Origin of the sequence: Kribbella jejuensis (assembly GCF_006715085.1) — a bacterium.
In the GTDB taxonomy this organism is placed as follows: domain Bacteria; phylum Actinomycetota; class Actinomycetes; order Propionibacteriales; family Kribbellaceae; genus Kribbella; species Kribbella jejuensis.
The window spans coordinates 1,193,073-1,208,346 of sequence record NZ_VFMM01000001.1; the positions used below are offsets into that span (position 1 = coordinate 1,193,073).

Annotated in this window: 17 protein-coding genes; 12 read left to right on the forward strand and 5 right to left on the reverse strand. The window is 67.4% G+C overall.

Going from position 1 to position 15,274, the window contains the following annotated elements; all coding sequences use genetic code 11:
• Positions 1-67: 67 nt before the first annotated feature.
• The 3 genes from FB475_RS05755 to FB475_RS05765 all read right to left on the reverse strand — a co-directional run bounded on the left by FB475_RS05755 (position 68) and on the right by FB475_RS05765 (position 2,818).
• A complete protein-coding gene (locus tag FB475_RS05755; protein WP_141853211.1) occupies positions 68-565 on the reverse strand; it encodes a GNAT family N-acetyltransferase in 498 nt (165 codons plus the stop codon).
• Positions 566-1,534, reverse strand: coding sequence for a zinc-binding dehydrogenase (locus FB475_RS05760; protein WP_141853214.1), 969 nt, complete (start codon positions 1,532-1,534; stop codon positions 566-568).
• Between the two features lie 84 nt (positions 1,535-1,618).
• Complete coding sequence (locus FB475_RS05765; RefSeq protein WP_141853216.1) at positions 1,619-2,818, reverse strand: NAD(P)-dependent malic enzyme; 1,200 nt, start codon at positions 2,816-2,818, stop codon at positions 1,619-1,621.
• Positions 2,819-3,021: 203 nt separating this feature from the next.
• On the opposite strand from FB475_RS05765, the gene FB475_RS05770 reads away from it, so the two are divergent.
• The 8 genes from FB475_RS05770 (at position 3,022) to FB475_RS05805 (ending at position 9,555) form a co-directional block, all read left to right on the forward strand.
• Positions 3,022-3,861, forward strand: coding sequence for a transporter substrate-binding domain-containing protein (locus FB475_RS05770; RefSeq protein ID WP_141853218.1), 840 nt, complete (start codon positions 3,022-3,024; stop codon positions 3,859-3,861).
• Entirely contained in the window at positions 3,858-4,685 is an 828-nt protein-coding gene (locus FB475_RS05775; protein ID WP_238331983.1) for an amino acid ABC transporter permease, read from the forward strand. The genes FB475_RS05770 and FB475_RS05775 overlap by 4 nt, the downstream gene beginning before the upstream one ends.
• A gap of 1 nt (position 4,686) precedes the next feature.
• Complete coding sequence (locus tag FB475_RS05780) at positions 4,687-5,442, forward strand: amino acid ABC transporter ATP-binding protein (protein ID WP_141853220.1); 756 nt, start codon at positions 4,687-4,689, stop codon at positions 5,440-5,442.
• 174 nt (positions 5,443-5,616) lie between these two features.
• Entirely contained in the window at positions 5,617-6,534 is a 918-nt protein-coding gene (locus FB475_RS05785) for an ABC transporter substrate-binding protein (RefSeq protein ID WP_141853222.1), read from the forward strand.
• Positions 6,535-6,542: 8 nt separating this feature from the next.
• The gene (locus FB475_RS05790) at positions 6,543-7,514 is read left to right on the forward strand and encodes an amino acid ABC transporter permease (RefSeq protein WP_141853223.1); all 972 of its coding nucleotides are present in this window, start codon (positions 6,543-6,545) and stop codon (positions 7,512-7,514) included.
• Entirely contained in the window at positions 7,514-8,290 is a 777-nt protein-coding gene (locus tag FB475_RS05795) for an amino acid ABC transporter ATP-binding protein (protein ID WP_141853225.1), read from the forward strand. The genes FB475_RS05790 and FB475_RS05795 overlap by 1 nt, the downstream gene beginning before the upstream one ends.
• A gap of 96 nt (positions 8,291-8,386) precedes the next feature.
• Positions 8,387-8,779 carry an ATP-binding protein gene (locus FB475_RS05800; protein ID WP_141853227.1) on the forward strand — a complete coding sequence of 131 codons (393 nt, stop codon included), beginning with the start codon at positions 8,387-8,389 and terminating at the stop codon, positions 8,777-8,779.
• Entirely contained in the window at positions 8,776-9,555 is a 780-nt protein-coding gene (locus FB475_RS05805; RefSeq protein ID WP_141853229.1) for an RNA polymerase sigma factor SigF, read from the forward strand. Before FB475_RS05800 ends, FB475_RS05805 begins: the two co-directional genes overlap by 4 nt.
• Positions 9,556-9,557: 2 nt before the next feature.
• Here FB475_RS05805 and FB475_RS05810 read toward each other — a convergent pair whose 3' ends face one another.
• Positions 9,558-9,863: a hypothetical protein gene (locus FB475_RS05810; protein WP_141853231.1), complete on the reverse strand. Its 306-nt coding sequence runs from the start codon at positions 9,861-9,863 to the stop codon at positions 9,558-9,560.
• Positions 9,864-10,362: 499 nt separating this feature from the next.
• Between FB475_RS05810 and FB475_RS05815 the strand changes: the two genes are divergently transcribed.
• A complete protein-coding gene (locus tag FB475_RS05815) occupies positions 10,363-10,614 on the forward strand; it encodes a WhiB family transcriptional regulator (RefSeq protein WP_130383822.1) in 252 nt (83 codons plus the stop codon).
• A gap of 52 nt (positions 10,615-10,666) precedes the next feature.
• Here FB475_RS05815 and FB475_RS05820 read toward each other — a convergent pair whose 3' ends face one another.
• Positions 10,667-12,145: a sensor histidine kinase gene (locus FB475_RS05820; RefSeq protein WP_141853233.1), complete on the reverse strand. Its 1,479-nt coding sequence runs from the start codon at positions 12,143-12,145 to the stop codon at positions 10,667-10,669.
• A 103-nt stretch (positions 12,146-12,248) separates the two neighbouring features.
• On the opposite strand from FB475_RS05820, the gene FB475_RS05825 reads away from it, so the two are divergent.
• From FB475_RS05825 to mctP, 3 genes are all read left to right on the forward strand, one after another.
• A complete protein-coding gene (locus tag FB475_RS05825) occupies positions 12,249-13,151 on the forward strand; it encodes a DUF2785 domain-containing protein (protein WP_141853235.1) in 903 nt (300 codons plus the stop codon).
• A gap of 139 nt (positions 13,152-13,290) precedes the next feature.
• Positions 13,291-13,557, forward strand: coding sequence for a DUF3311 domain-containing protein (locus FB475_RS05830; RefSeq protein ID WP_141853237.1), 267 nt, complete (start codon positions 13,291-13,293; stop codon positions 13,555-13,557).
• Positions 13,554-15,200: a monocarboxylate uptake permease MctP gene (mctP, locus tag FB475_RS05835; protein WP_185759095.1), complete on the forward strand. Its 1,647-nt coding sequence runs from the start codon at positions 13,554-13,556 to the stop codon at positions 15,198-15,200. The genes FB475_RS05830 and mctP overlap by 4 nt, the downstream gene beginning before the upstream one ends.
• The last annotated feature ends 74 nt before the right edge of the window (positions 15,201-15,274 follow it).

A 15,274-nucleotide genomic window follows, 5' to 3' on the forward strand; every position in this document is an offset into this window, starting at 1 on the left:
GGCGGGTAGGAACAGCCTGACCCCGCCTCGTTGCCCACGTGCGACGCGAATGTTTCAGCCGTGAAACTTAGTGACGGACCATGCGAATCTCGTAGAGGTCGAAGTAGGGGTCGTGCCTGCCGGTGCCGTCGGGTTCGAAGCCGTGCCGTTGGTAGAAGGCGCGGGCCCGCTCGTTTCCCTCGAAGACCCAGAGGAACGCGGGCTGCTTGCCGACAGCAACCTCCAGCAGCCGGGTGCCGAGGCCGGTCTTCCAGTACGCCTGCCGGGTGTAGATCGCCTCCAGCTCGAACGGCACCGGCGAGTCCTCGTCCCGCCCCGGCCCGGTACCGATGAACCCGGCCACCCGGTCCTCGACGGGCGCCCCCGGATTCACCGCGATCCACCGCGCCCGGCCCTCAGCCAGGTTGGCCCGCCAGCGCGACACCCGCGCGTCGATGTCCGACGTACGCTCGAGCAACACGTCGTCCGGTACCAGCCCGGCGTACGCCTCCCGCCAGCACAACAGGTGACACCACGCCGCCGCCTCGGCGTCCTCGACCGCGGCCAACCTGATCTCGGGCTGCATTCAGACAGTAAAGACGATCTTGCCGAAGACGTCGCCCGCATTCATCTTCTCGAAGCCGGCGCGGGCCTCGGCCAGGGGTAGGACCGAGTCGATGTGAGGGGAGATGCCCGCGTTCTCCATGAACTGGACGAGCTCGGCGAGTTCGGTGCGGGTGCCCATCGTGGAGCCCTGGACGCGGAGCTGGAGGAAGAAGATCCGGTTGAGCTCGGCGGACTTCGGGGCCTGGCCGCTGGTGGCGCCGGAGATCACCAGCGTGCCGCCCTGCTTCAGCGACTTCAGCGAGTGTGACCAGGTCGCCTGGCCGACGGTCTCCATCACCGCGTCGACCCGCTCTGGCAGCCGCGCTCCGGACTCGAACGACTCGTGTGCGCCGATCTCCACCGCGCGGGCCCGCTTGCTCTCGTCGCGCGACGTCGCCCACACGCGGATCCCAGCCGCACGCGCCAGCGTGATCAGGGCCGTCGCCACCCCGCCGCCCGCGCCCTGCACGAGCACGGTGTCGCCTGGCTTGAGCCCGGACTGCGTGAACAGCATCCGGTACGCCGTCAACCAGGCCGTCGGCAGGCAGGCCGCCTGCTCGAACGACATCCCGGCGGGCTTCGGTACGACGTTGCGCGCCGGCACCGCGACCTTCTGCGCCAGCGTGCCTTGGTACCGCTCGCTCAGCAGCGACCGCTTCGGGTCGAGCGTCTCGTCGCCCTTCCACGCCGGGTCCGAGACCACCGCGTGGACGACCACCTCCTGGCCGTCCGGGTCCACGCCGGCCGCGTCGCAGCCGAGGATCATCGGCAGGTTCTGCTCGGCCAGCCCGACCCCCTTCAGCGACCACAGGTCGTGGTGGTTGAGCGCAGTCGCCCGTACGTCGATCGTCACCCACCCCTCGGGCACGGTCGGCTCGGGCCGCTCCCCCACCTCCAACGCGGCGATCGGGTTGTCGGCATCGAACTTGGCAGCGTAGGCAGCAAGCATGCAAACCACCCTAGGCCTTCATTGTCTGGCCCTCAGTAACCGACATCACCGCGACTCCCCCCACCCGAACCGCACCAACCCCACTCAGGGGCGGGCGACGCCGTCGGTTTGGGCGGCGGTTGCTACGGCGGTTGCGACGGCTGGGGCGACGCGTTGGTCGAAGGGGGACGGGATGATGTAGTCGGGGCGGAGGTCCTCCGGCGCGATGAGGTTCGCGAGGGCGTCGGCGGCGGCTAGTTTCATGCCTTCGGTGATGCGGCTGGCGTTGGCGTCGAAGGCGCCGCGGAAGATGCCGGGGAACGCCAGCACGTTGTTGATCTGGTTCGGGAAGTCGGAGCGGCCGGTTGCGACCACCGCGGCGTGCCGGTGCGCGATGTCCGGGTGCACCTCGGGCGTCGGGTTCGCCAGCGCGAAGATCATCGCGTCGTCCGCCATTCGCGCGACGGCCTCCTCCGGGACGGTCCCACCGGATACGCCGAGGAAGAGGTCGGCACCGGCCAGCGCGTCCACGAGACGACCGGACAGGCCGCCGGTGTTGGTGTCGCGCGCCAGAGACAGCTTCACCGGGTTGAGGTCGGCGCGGTCCTCGTGCAGCACGCCCTTGCTGTCGACCACGGCCAGGTCGCCGACGCCGGCCTGCAGCAGGATCCGCGCACACGCGACCCCGGCCGCGCCGGCGCCCGAGATCACCACGCGGATGTCCTCGATCCGCTTGCCGGTCACGCGGAGCGCGTTCCGGAGTGCCGCCAGTACGACGACCGCCGTACCGTGCTGGTCGTCGTGGAAGACCGGGATGTCCAGGCGCTCCTTCAGCCGGCGCTCGATCTCGAAGCAGCGCGGCGCGGAGATGTCCTCGAGGTTGATGCCGCCGAACGTCGGCGCCATCCGGGCGACCGTCTCGACGAACTCGTCCACATCGGTGCAGTCCAGCGCGATCGGCACCGAGTCGACGCCTCCGAACTCCTTGAACAGCAGCGCCTTGCCCTCCATCACCGGCAGCGACGCGGCCGGGCCGATGTCGCCCAGGCCGAGGACCGCGGTGCCGTCGGTGACGACCGCGACCACGTTGGACTTCCAGGTGTAGCGCCGGACCAGCGACGGGTCCTCTGCGATCGCCGTGCAGACGCGGGCGACGCCGGGTGTGTACGCCTTGGAGAGGTCGTCGGCGTCGCGCACATGGACCGACGACGTGACCTCGATCTTGCCGCCGCGGTGCAGCTCGAAGACCGCATCACCGGCGTAGGCGTCCGAGGGAACAACGGGCTCAACAGCTTGGGCGACCATACGGGGACCCTTCGGGAAAGAGCGAGCGGAACGTGTTGTGGTGGGCGTTCGATGAGGGTGCGTCGAACGGCGCCTTTGCCAGGGGGTCACCCGTCTGTCACGAGTAAACCACAGCGTCAACTGGTCTGCTGTGAGGGGCCCCACATCGTCCCGAGGTGTGCCAGGATGCGGTGATTCACAACCCCTGTCGAGGAGAATCCGCGATGAACATCGTCCCCACTCTCCGCAAGCGCCGGGCGCAGGCAGTCGCCTCGGTCGCCGTGCTCGCGCTCGCCCTGACCGCCTGCGGCGGCGGCTCCGGCAACAGCGGATCCGACGACAAGGCCAAAGCGGCCGGCATCACGCTGGTCAAATCCGGCAAGCTGACCGTCTGCACCCACCTGCCGTACAAGCCGTTCCAGTACAAGGAGGGCAGCGACGTCGTCGGCTTCGACGTGGACCTGCTCAACCTGGTCGCCGACGACCTCGGCGTGAAGCAGGACGTGGTGAACATCGAGTGGGCCCAGATCACCTCGGGCGCCGCGTTCCAGGCGAAGAAGTGCGACATGGGCATGGGCGCGATGACGATCACCCCGGCCCGCCAGGCCGCGATCAGCATCACCGACCCGTACATGGACGCCACCCAGGTGCTGATGACCAAGAAGGACTCCGGCATCAAGTCGCTGGCCGACCTGCGCGGCAAGAAGCTCGGCGCGCAGGCCGACACCACCGGCAAGAAGTACGCCGACGACAACGCCAAGGCGAACGGGTACACGGTGATCCCGTTCAACGACCTCGCGCTGCAGGAGAACAACGTGAAGTCCGGCCGGGTCGATGCCGCGATCAACGACAACGGCGTGCTGTACGACTACGTCAAGGACAACCCGGACATGACGGTCGCGGCCGAGTTCAACACCGGCGAGCAGTACGGCTTCGGTGCGCTCAAGGACGGCAGCGGCCCGAAACTGGTGGCCAAGTTCAACGAACTGCTGAAGAAGGCCAAGTCCGACGGCAAGTACAACGAGATCTACAAGAAGTGGTTCGGGGTTGAGCCGAAGAAGTGAGCACCTCGACCGAGATCGACACAGTTGAGCGCAAGGGACTGAGCCCGCGGCAGCGGGCCCAGCGCTCCCGCTGGATCCAGTACGCGATCCTCGTCGTCCTGGTCGTGGCGGCCGCGTTCACGGCGAACTGGCATCAGATCGCCAGCGTGTTCTTCCGGCCGGCCTTCATCAGGTCGACGTTCGAGAACGGCGTACTGCAGGCCCTGGTCAAGACGCTCGAGTACACGGCCGGTGCGTTCGTCATCGGTCTGTGCGGCGGCACCCTGCTGGCGTTGATGAAGCTCAGCCAGGTCGGCCCGTACCGGTGGATCGCGACGGCGTACATCGAGTTCTTCCGCGGGCTGCCGGCGATCGTGGTGTTCATCGCGTTCAGCCTGCTGCCGCTGGCGTTCCCGGGGATGACGATTCCCTGGGACCCGTACGGCGTGGTGTGGCTGGCGCTCGGCATCGTCGCGTCGGCGTACATGGCCGAGGTGATCCGGGCCGGTATCCAGGCGGTACCGCGCGGCCAGGTCGAGGCGGCCCGTTCGCTCGGCATGCCGGCCGGGCTGGCGATGCGGAAGATCGTGCTGCCGCAGGCGTTCCGGATCGTCCTGCCGCCACTGACCAACGACCTGATCCTGCTGGTCAAGGACTCCTCGCTGGTGTTCATGATCGGTGTCGCCGCGGACGGGTACGAGCTCACCGGGTTCGGCCGCGACCTGGCGAACACCGACTCGAACCTGACCCCGATCGTGGTCTGCGGCTTCTGCTACCTGGTGATCACCCTGCCGCTGGGCATCCTCGCCCGCCGCCTCGAAGCCAGAACTGCGAGGACCCGCTGACATGGCACTGGTAGAGATCAAGAACCTGCACAAGTCGTTCGGCAGCAACCACGTCCTGCGCGGGATCGACTTCACCGTCGAGCAGGGCGAGGTCGTCTGCGTGATCGGCCCGTCCGGGTCCGGCAAGTCCACGCTGCTGCGCTGCGTGAACCTGCTGGAGACACCGCAGGAAGGACAGGTGATCGTCCGCGGCGAGGACATCACCGACCCGGACTGCCACCTGGACGCGGCCCGGCAGCAGATCGGGATGGTGTTCCAGCAGTTCAACCTGTTCCCGCACCTGTCCGTGCTGGCGAACTGCACCGTTGCCCAGCGCACCGTTCTCAAACGGTCGGCGCAGGACGCCGATCGGGTGGCCCGCGCGAACCTCGAGCGGGTCGGGCTGAGCGAGAAGATCGACGCGTACCCGGCCCAACTGTCGGGTGGCCAGCAGCAACGGGTGGCGATCGCCCGCGCGCTGTCGATGGACCCGGCGCTGATGCTGTTCGACGAGCCGACGTCGGCGCTCGACCCGGAGCTGGTCGGCGACGTCCTGACCGTGATGCGCAAGCTCGCGCTGGACGGGATGACCATGCTGGTCGTCACGCACGAGATGGCGTTCGCCCGCGAGGTCGCGGACCGGGTGGTGTTCATGGACGGCGGCGTGATCGTCGAACAAGGCCCGCCGGCGGACGTGATCGGCGCCCCGAAGGAGGAACGCACCCGGACGTTCCTGCGCCGGGTGCTCGACCCGACGCATGTCGAACCCACGAGCTGAGACCGCACTCAGTCACGCTGCGTAGACGGGCGATCGACGGATACGCAGCGTGGCGGCGGCCAGACTACGAAAAGGTCTCTGTTCCGGGTTGCTCCGTGCGCTGTCCGCAGGTCGCTGTGTCAAGATGCGGACACACGGCACCGGGCCGACCGGTGCCCAGTCTTGGAGGACCAGATGTCTGTCCTGCGAAGGGCGCTCGTACTGTCCGGCGTCCTGGTTCTGGCGGCCGCCGGCTGCGGCTCGAACTCCCTCGAGAACGGGGGCTCGTCCACGTCCCCGTCAACGGCCCCGTCGAGCGCCCCCTCCAGCGCCCCGTCGAGCAGTGGGCCGGACCTGAGCGGCTCGCTGCCGCCGAAGATCAAGGCCGCCGGCAAGATCGTCGTCGGCGTCGACGCGACCTACCGGCCGAACGAGTTCCTGCAGGGCGGGACCAACGTCGTCGGCATGGACGTCGACCTGTTCAACGCGGTGGCGCAGAAGTTCGGCGTCACGGTCGAGTGGCAACCGGCCACCTTCAGCACGATCATCACCGGCGTCCAGGGCGGCAAGTACGACATGGGCATCTCGTCGTTCACGATCAACGCCGAGCGCAAGAAGCAGGTCAACATGGTCAGCTATTTCAGCGCCGGCACGCTGTGGGCGGTGAAGAAGGGCAACCCGAAGGGGGTCAGCGCCGACGACCCGTGCGGCAAGACCATCGGGGTCCAGACCGGTACGACGCAGCAGCAGGACGACCTGCCGGTCCGGTTGAAGAAGTGCACGTCCGCGGGCAAGCCGGCCTTCAAGGAGCTGCCGCGGGACAAGCAGGACCAGGCGACCGCGGACCTGGTGTCCGGCAAGTCGGACGCGATGCTGGCCGACTCCCCCGTCGTACTGGACGCGATCAAGCAGACCAACGGCCAGCTCGAGCAGCTCGGCCAGATCTACGACGCCGCCCCGTACGGGTACGTGATCCCGAAGCCGGAGACCGCGTTCGCGCAGGCGATCGTCCAGGCACTGCAGGCGCTGAACGCCGACGGCACCTACAAGTCGATCCTGCAGAAGTGGAACAACGACTCCGGCGCCATCACCAACTTCGCCGTCAACCCGTGAGCTGAGTCATGACCACCGAAACCGAGGCCCGGCCGCAGGACGCCGCTCCCGAGCGGCCGGGCGCGATCGATGCCGTACCGGTACGGCATCCGGGCCGCTGGGTGGCGATCGCGGTGATCGCCGTACTGGTGGCGATGCTGATCCACCTGCTGGTGACCAACAGCGCGTTCGACTGGAAGTTCGTCTTCCAGGCGATGAACCAGCAGCCGGTGATCAACGGGTTCCTCAAGGGCACGCTGCTCGTCACCGCGCTGTCGATGGTCGTCGGCGTCGGTGGCGGCGTACTGCTGGCCGTCATGCGGCTGTCGGACAACCCGATCCTGTCGGGCGTCTCGTGGGTGTTCACCTGGTTCTTCCGGAGCATCCCGCGCTACATCCTGCTGTTCACGATGGGCACGCTCGGGATCCTGTTCCCGAAGGGCATCTCGTTCGGGGTCCCGTTCGACTGGAAGCTGATCGACTGGTTCGGGCTGTCCGGCGACTGGCGGTTCCTGAACCTGGACGCGAACCAGGTCTTCACCGGGCTGGTCGCCGGTGTGATCGGGCTCGGGCTGTCCGAGGCGGCGTACATGGCCGAGATCGCCCGCGCCGGGATCATGAGCGTGGACCGGGGCCAGGCCGAGGCCGCGCAGGCGCTCGGCATGAGCAGCGGCAAGGTGATGCGCCGGGTCGTGCTGCCGCAGGCGATGCGGGTGATCGTGCCGCCGACCGGCAACGAGACGATCGCGATGCTGAAGGACACTTCGCTGCTGGTCGCGGTCCCGGTGATCGGCGAGCTGTTCTACCAACTGCAGTCGATCGGCAGCAACTTCTACAAGACGTTCCCGATCGCGGTCGCGGCGACGCTGTACTACCTGGCCGCGACGAGTGTGCTGATGATCGGGCAGTACTTCCTGGAGCGGCACTTCGGTCGCGGCTTCGGGACCAAGGCGCCTCGTGGGCCGCGGGCTGCCCGCCCGGCCGGGGCAGGAGGTGCCTGATGCCGCTGGTCCATGCGGTCAACGTGACCAAGTCCTTCCACCACAACGAGGTGCTGAAGGGCATCGACCTGGACGTCGAACGCGGCCAGGTGGTCTGCCTGCTCGGCCCGTCCGGGTCCGGCAAGACCACCTTCCTGCGCTGCATCAACCAGCTCGAGACGATCGACGGTGGCCGGATCTGGGTCGACGACGAGCTGATGGGGTACGCCGACCGCGACGGCAAGCTGTACCGCCTGAAGAACAAGGAGATCGCGGCGCAGCGGCGTGAGATCGGGATGGTGTTCCAGCGGTTCAACCTGTTCCCGCACATGACCGCGCTGGAGAACATCATCGAGGCGCCGACGCAGGTCCGGCGGGAGTCGAAGAAGACCGCCAAGGAACGGGCGATGAAGCTGCTCGACCGGGTCGGTCTCGCGGACCGTTGCAACGCGTACCCGGCGCAGCTGTCCGGTGGTCAGCAGCAGCGGGTGGCGATCGCGCGGGCGCTGGCGATGCAGCCGAAGCTGATGCTGTTCGACGAGCCGACGTCCGCGCTCGACCCGGAACTGGTCGGCGAGGTACTGGCGGTGATGCGTGAGCTCGCGCTGGACGGGATGACGATGATCGTGGTCACCCACGAGATGGCGTTCGCCCGCGAGGTCGCGGACACCGTCGTCTTCATGGACGGCGGCGTCGTCGTCGAAGCCGGCCCGCCCAAGGACGTCATCAACAACCCGCAGCACTCCCGCACCCAGGCCTTCCTCACCCGCCTGCGGTCGGAACACGAACACCCGTAGTCGGTTTTGCCGCCTCGATCGGCCCCGTTCGCCGTGCATCGAACGCCTTGAGGTTGGATGATGTACGGCGAGTGGAGTTGATCCGAGGGAGATGACGTGAGTAGCAGCGCAGCAGCCGCCGAGGTTCGCTTGAGCATCCCGGCGGACAGCGCGTACATCGCCGTACCGCGGTCGGTGGTGGGCAACCTCGCGGCCCGCAACGACTTCACGCTGGACGCGATCGACGATCTGCGGATCGCCGTCGACGAGGCCTGTGCGCTGCTGCTGCCGCAGTCTGCGGACGGCGTGCTGGAGTGCGTGTTCCAGATCGCACCGCCGCAGCTCACCGTGCGCACGAGTGCCGTCGTACCGAACGGCTGGCGGCCGGACACCACGTCGTTCGGCTGGACCGTGCTGACCGCGCTCGTGGAGTCGGCCGCCGCCGAGACCGTCGACGGCCGGCTGACCATTACCGTGACGGCCACCGCCTCCGCCACGGAGACCCTGTGACGGACAAGCAGACGCAGGAATCACCTGATCTGAGGACCCGAACCGCCGACCTGTTCCAGCGGATGGCGGCGGGCCCGAGTGATCCTGGGTACCCGGTTGCGCGCGACGCCCTGGTGGCGTTGCACATGCCGCTGGTGGAGCACCTGGCCCGGCGCTTCCGCAACCGCGGCGAGCCGTACGACGATCTCGTCCAGGTGGCGACGATCGGGCTGATCAAGGCGATCGACCGGTTCGACTCCGATCGCGGCGTCGAGTTCTCGACGTACGCCACCCCGACGATTCTCGGCGAGATCAAGCGGTACTTCCGCGACAAGGGCTGGGCGATCCGGGTGCCACGCCGGCTGCAGGAGCTGCGGTTGTCGCTGACCGCGGCGACTGCGGAGCTGACCCAGGAGCTCGGCCGCGCACCGACGGTGGCCGAACTGTCGGAACGGCTCGGGCTCTCACCGGACCTGGTGATCGAGGGTCTGGAGTCCGCCAACGCCTACAACACGCTGTCCTTGGACGCTCCCGATCAGAACGAGACCGACGCCACGACGGTCCTGGACGGCCTCGGTGGCGAGGACGAGGCGCTGGAGAGCGTCGAGTACCGGGAGTCGCTGAAACCGCTGCTGGCCCAGCTCGACACCCGGGAGAAGCGCATCCTCACGCTGCGGTTCTTCCGCGGCATGACGCAGTCCCAGATCGCCGAGGAGATCGGCATCTCGCAGATGCACGTCTCCCGGCTGCTGGCCCGGACGTTGACCGAACTCCGGACCGGACTCCTCAAGGAATAGGGCTAAAGCACCGGGTGATCGTTGGAGTCACCACCGGTCAGGGCCTCGGTGGAGGCCTTCTGGAACACGCACACGAGGATCACGACGGCGAGTACGGCGAGGCCGATCGCGACCGCCTTCGTTCCGCCGCTCCACAGGCTGTACGCGACCAGCAGTTGGATCAGCTGCGTGAACACCGTCGGCCCGCGGCTCCAGCGCGCCGCCTTCCAGAGGCCACGGACGGCGACGAAGACGAGCCCCACGCCGTACACCAGGAAGAAGGCCGTCGTCGTGACGCCGAGTACCAGCCGGTCACTGTCGATCGTCAAGGCTTGGGCAATTCCCAAAACGATGAGCACAAGCCCTTCCACAGCGACCACTGCCGCGGCTAGCTTGAGCGGTCTCGGGACTGCGGCAACTGGGGAGTCGGTCGGCACTTCGCCAGCTTAGTGAGTGCTGCCGGTCCCGGGCGGCCACGCGACCCTCTGCCCTACAGGGATTTGAGGTTCTGCGTAACCAAAAGATGGTTGGAACGGTTACCTGCAGTGAACGGGTACTTGCAGACGGGCCGCTTCGTCCGATTACCGGATGGAGAGAGCCGCTGCGTGCCAGTTCGAAGTGTTAAGGAAGCGTTGTGATCGGATCGACAACTGCATAACCCTTGTTTCGGTCCGCCAAGATTGGGAACATGGTCTCGTTCGTGAAAGCGTTCACAACAAGACGCGGCACCAAACCCCGTGCCTCACGAACCGACGAGTACAGCACCGCTGATTGGGCACAGACCTACCCGTCAGCTTACGTCAACTACTGAGAGAGATGGGATCCGCCATGGATTGGCGCCACCGGGCCGTATGCCTCGACGAGGACCCGGAACTGTTCTTCCCCATCGGCAACACCGGGCCCGCGATCATGCAGATCGAGGAGGCCAAGCAGGTGTGCCGTCGCTGCGACGTGCGTGAGCAGTGCCTCGCGTGGGCGCTGGAAGCCGGCCAGGACCACGGTGTCTGGGGCGGGCTGAGCGAGGACGAGCGTCGTGCGCTGAAGCGCCGCAACGCCCGCCAACGCATTCGCACCGCCTGAGCAAGTCCTCTTTCGAGGCCCCGCGGAAAAGTACCGCGGGGCCTTTGTATTTCTAGTCCTTGACCGGGATGTCCAAGGTGATCTGGGTGCCGGTCCTGCCGTCGTGGCGGGGGCCGAATTCCAGGGTGCCGTCGAGTTCGCCGATCACCAGCGTGCGGACGATGGACAGGCCGAGGTTGCCGGACAGCTCGGAGTCGAAGTCGGCGGGCAGCCCCTTGCCGTCGTCGATCACGGTCAGGTGCAGGCGGCCGACCGAACGTTCCGCGGTGAGCTCGATCGTGCCGCTCGCCGCTTCCCCGTCGCGCGTGCCGAACGCGTGCTCCACGGAGTTCTGCATGAGCTCGGTCAGCACCATCGCCAACGGCGTGGCGACCTCGGAGTCCAGTACACCGAACGAACCCTTGCGCCGCGTCTCCACCACCGTCGCGACCGTCGACACGTCCGCGACCATCGCACCGACCCGGTCGGCGACGTCGTCGAAATCCACATGTTCGTCGAACGACTCCGACAGCGTCTCGTGCACGATCGCGATCGACCCGACCCGGCGGACCGCCTCGGCAAGCGCGTCCTGCCCTTCGGGAACGGTGATCCGGCGCGCCTGCATCCGCAGTAACGCGGCGACCGTCTGCAAGTTGTTCTTGACGCGATGATGAATCTCCCGGATGGTCGCCTCCTTGGTGACCAGCTCCCGTTCCCGGCTGCGCAGCTCCGTGACGTCCCGGAGCAGGATCAGTGCACCCACATGCTGCCCGTCGGACCGCAGCGGGATCGCCCGCAGGAACAGCGTCGCGTCGGAGTTCTCGATCTCGATCTCCTTGGCGGCACGCCCGGTCACCACCGACGCCAGCACGTCGTCGACCTTGTGCCCGGACTGCAGCAGGTCCGCGGTGACGTCCTTCAGCCGGGAGCCGACCAGGTCGGTCACCAGCCCCATTCGCCGGTACGCCGACAACGCGTTCGGGCTGGCGAACGTCACCATTCCGTGCCGATCGACCCGGATACAGCCGTCGCCGACCCGCGGGGTCGTGGACAGCAGGCGTTCCCCGCCGTACGGGAACACGCCGTCGGTGATCATCCGGGCCAGGTCCGTCGCGCTCTGCAGGTACGCGATCTCCAGCCGCGACGGGGTCCGGACGCCGAGCAGGTTGGTGTTCCGCGCAATCACGGCGATCACCCGGGAGCCTCGGCGTACCGGGATGGTCTCGACCCGGACCGGTACGTCGTCACGCCATTCCGGGTCGCCCTCGCGGCAGATCCGGCCGCCGTCGTAGGCCTGGTCGAGCAGGTGCCGGCGGCCGCGCGGGATGAAGCTGCCGACGATGTCGTCGAGGTACGCGGTCGGTCCGGTGGTCGGGCGCATCTGCGCACCCGCCCAGAACCCCAGCCCCTCGGTGTCCGGAAGCCAGAGCACCAGGTCGGCGAACGACAGGTCGGCCAGCATCTGCCAGTCCGAGACGAGCAGCTGCAGACGATCCAGGTCGGCCTGGTCGAGCGTGGTGTGGTTCCGCGCCACATCGGTCAAAGACGGCACGGCTCGATGGTATCGATTGGCTTATACCAGGCGCGCCGGTGGTTCGCTCGACAAGAGGGTGTATGTAGGTGTTGATTGTTCAGCGACGTGAAAGGATGCTCGGGTGGAGTCGACGTACTGGCAGGACGTGATGGCCGCGGACTACGCGGTACCGCACGACCGTACGCTGACCGATCTCACCGAGGAACTGGTCCGCGGGCTGGCCAGCACCAACCCGCAGGTCCGCGACGCGCTCGCGTACCCGACGCTGGCCACCTGGCTCGAGCGCGGGGTGTACGACGATCTGCTGCCCGGCTTCGGTGACGGCCTCTGCGCCGGACTGAACTACGGCCTCGGCGAGGACGGTACGGACACCGTGTTCCGGCGCTCGTTCACCGCGCTCACACTGGCGGAGGTGATCCACCGCGACAACGCCGAGTTCCTCGTGCACGACGAGGTGGTGATGCGCTGGGGCGACCGGCTGGCCACCTGGCTGCTGCGCGAACGCGACCTGCGCGGGTACGTCCAGGACTGCGGCTGGGCACATGCCGTTGCCCACGGCGCCGACGCGATCGGTGCGCTGGCACGCTCCCGGCACTGCGACGCCGGCGTCCTGCGCGCACTGCTCGACGTACTCGCGGACCGGATCGTCAAGGAAACGCCGTACCGCTGGGTGCACGAGGAGCACGACCGGGTCGCGCACGCGGTGATGACGATCCTGCACCGGAACATGCTGACCAGCGACGAGCTCGAACGCTGGCTGAAGCCGATCGCCGCGACCGCCGGCCAGCAGCCGCTGATGCACGAGACGCTGCCGGAGTGGCCGTCACCGAATGTCTTCAACGCCCGTGGTGTGCTGCACGTCCTGCTCAGCCAGCTGGCGATCGGTGTGAAGGGTTTCCCGATCCCCGGCGACGACGAACTCTTCGGCCGCCCGATCGAGGCCCGCGCCGACATGCTGCTGATGCTCACCGAGGCGGTGCAGGCCTCGCAGCCCTACATCTACCGCCCCGCGACGACTTCCTAGACCTCTTCGCCGGCCTGTGCCTCGGGCAACGATGACCATGCCTTTTTCGTTATCCGGGCACGGCCTGTTGGTCTGGCCGCCCGTCCGGACGGACGGTAGCGTGCTCCGGTGCGCCTGCTGTGTCCCGAGGAGGTTTGCAGTGTCCCGATTGTCCGCGGTCAAACCCGCGTACTGGATCTCCGGAGTACTCCTGTTGGTGGCGATCGTCGTGCCCTTGCTGGTACCGACGTACGCCAAGAAGGACCCGCACCTGTGGGGGTTCCCCTTCTTCTACTGGTACCAGCTGCTCTGGGTGTTCCTGTCCGCCGTCCTGGTCAGTATCAGCTACCGCCTGGTCCGAGCCGAGGAGCGTAAGCGCCGCGCGGCCCAGGGACTCGGTGACCCCGAGAAGGAGGGTGACCAGTGAACACCAAGGTCGACTGGGTGCAGTTGATCATCGTCATCGTGATCTTCGCGGCCGTCACCGTGATGGGGTTCATGGCGGCCCGCTGGCGGAGCGTCGGCCGGCTCGACAACCTCGACGAGTGGGGTCTGGGCGGCCGCGGTTTCGGTACGTTCATCACCTGGTTCCTGCTCGGTGGTGACCTGTACACGGCGTACACCTTCATCGCCGTACCGGCGGCCATGTACGCGACCGGTGCGATCAGCGGCTTCTTCGCGGTGCCGTACACGATCGTTGCCTACCCGATCGTGTTCATCTTCATGGCCCGGTTGTGGTCGGTCTCGCACCGGCACGGGTACGTGACGCCGGCCGACTTCGTCCAGGGCCGGTACGGCAGCAAGCTGCTCTCGCTGGCGGTGGCGCTCACGGGCATCCTTGCCCTGATGCCGTACATCGCGCTGCAGCTCGTCGGTATGCAGGCGGTCTTCGAGACGATGGGCCTCGGCGGCAACAACACGCTGGCCAAGGACCTCCCGCTGCTGATCGCGTTCGCGGTGCTCGCGGCGTACACGTACTCGTCGGGTCTGCGGGCGCCGGCGATGATCGCGTTCGTCAAGGACTTCTTGATCTACGTGGTGATCCTGGTCGCGATCTTCTACCTACCGCACGTGCTCGGCGGCTGGGACGGGATCTTCAAGGCGGCCCAGGACAAGATGGCCAAGCCGAACCCGGTGACCGGCAAGCCGACCGGGTCGTTCATCCCCGGTGACGCGGGCTACGTGTCCTACTGGACGCTGGGTCTGGGTTCCGCGATGGCGCTGTTCATGTACCCGCACTCGGTGACGGCCGTGCTGTCGACCAAGACGCGGAACGTGGTACGGCGCAACGCGGCCATCCTCCCGGCGTACTCGTTGCTGCTCGGGCTGCTCGCCCTGCTCGGCTTCATGGCGATCAAGGCGAACGTCAACGTGAAGGGCTTGGACGGGCTGGCGAACCCGCAGCTGGCGATCCCGCGGCTGTTCGACCAGGAGTTCCCGTCCTGGTTCGCGGGGATCGCGTTCGCGGCGATCGCGGTCGGCGCGCTGGTGCCGGCGGCAATCATGTCGATCGCGGCGGCCAACCTGTTCACCCGCAACATCTACCGCGCGTTCATCAAGCCGGAGGCCACACCGTCCCAGGAGGCCAAGGTCTCCAAGCTCGCGTCCCTGCTGGTGAAGGTCGGCGCGCTGGTGTTCGTGCTCGCGATGGACAAGACGATCGCGCTGAACCTGCAGTTGCTCGGCGGGATCTGGATCCTGCAGACGTTCCCGGCGATCGTGGTCGGGCTGTACACCCGCTGGTTCCACAAGTACGCCCTGCTGATCGGCTGGGCGGTGGCGATGGTGTTCGGCACGATCTCGGCGTACAACGTGGTGAACCCGGCGACCAAGAAGCACTTCGGTGGTTCGCTGGCGAAGATCCCGTTCACCGACACGCAGGCGTACATCGCGCTGACCGCGTTCGTGCTGAACGTGATCGTGGTGATCGTGCTGACGCTGGTGTTCCGGGCCCTGAAGGTCGCGGACGGGCAGGACACGACGCACCCGTCGGACTACGTCGCGGACCGGGGCGATCCCGGCGTCGCGGACGTGATCGACGACGGCGGGGCGGCCGCGGTCAAGCCGTAACTTCGCCGGTGGCGGCGGTCCGGTACCTCCGGGCCGCCGTCACTTTTTGCGGTTGAGTCGACACGCTGCGGGGT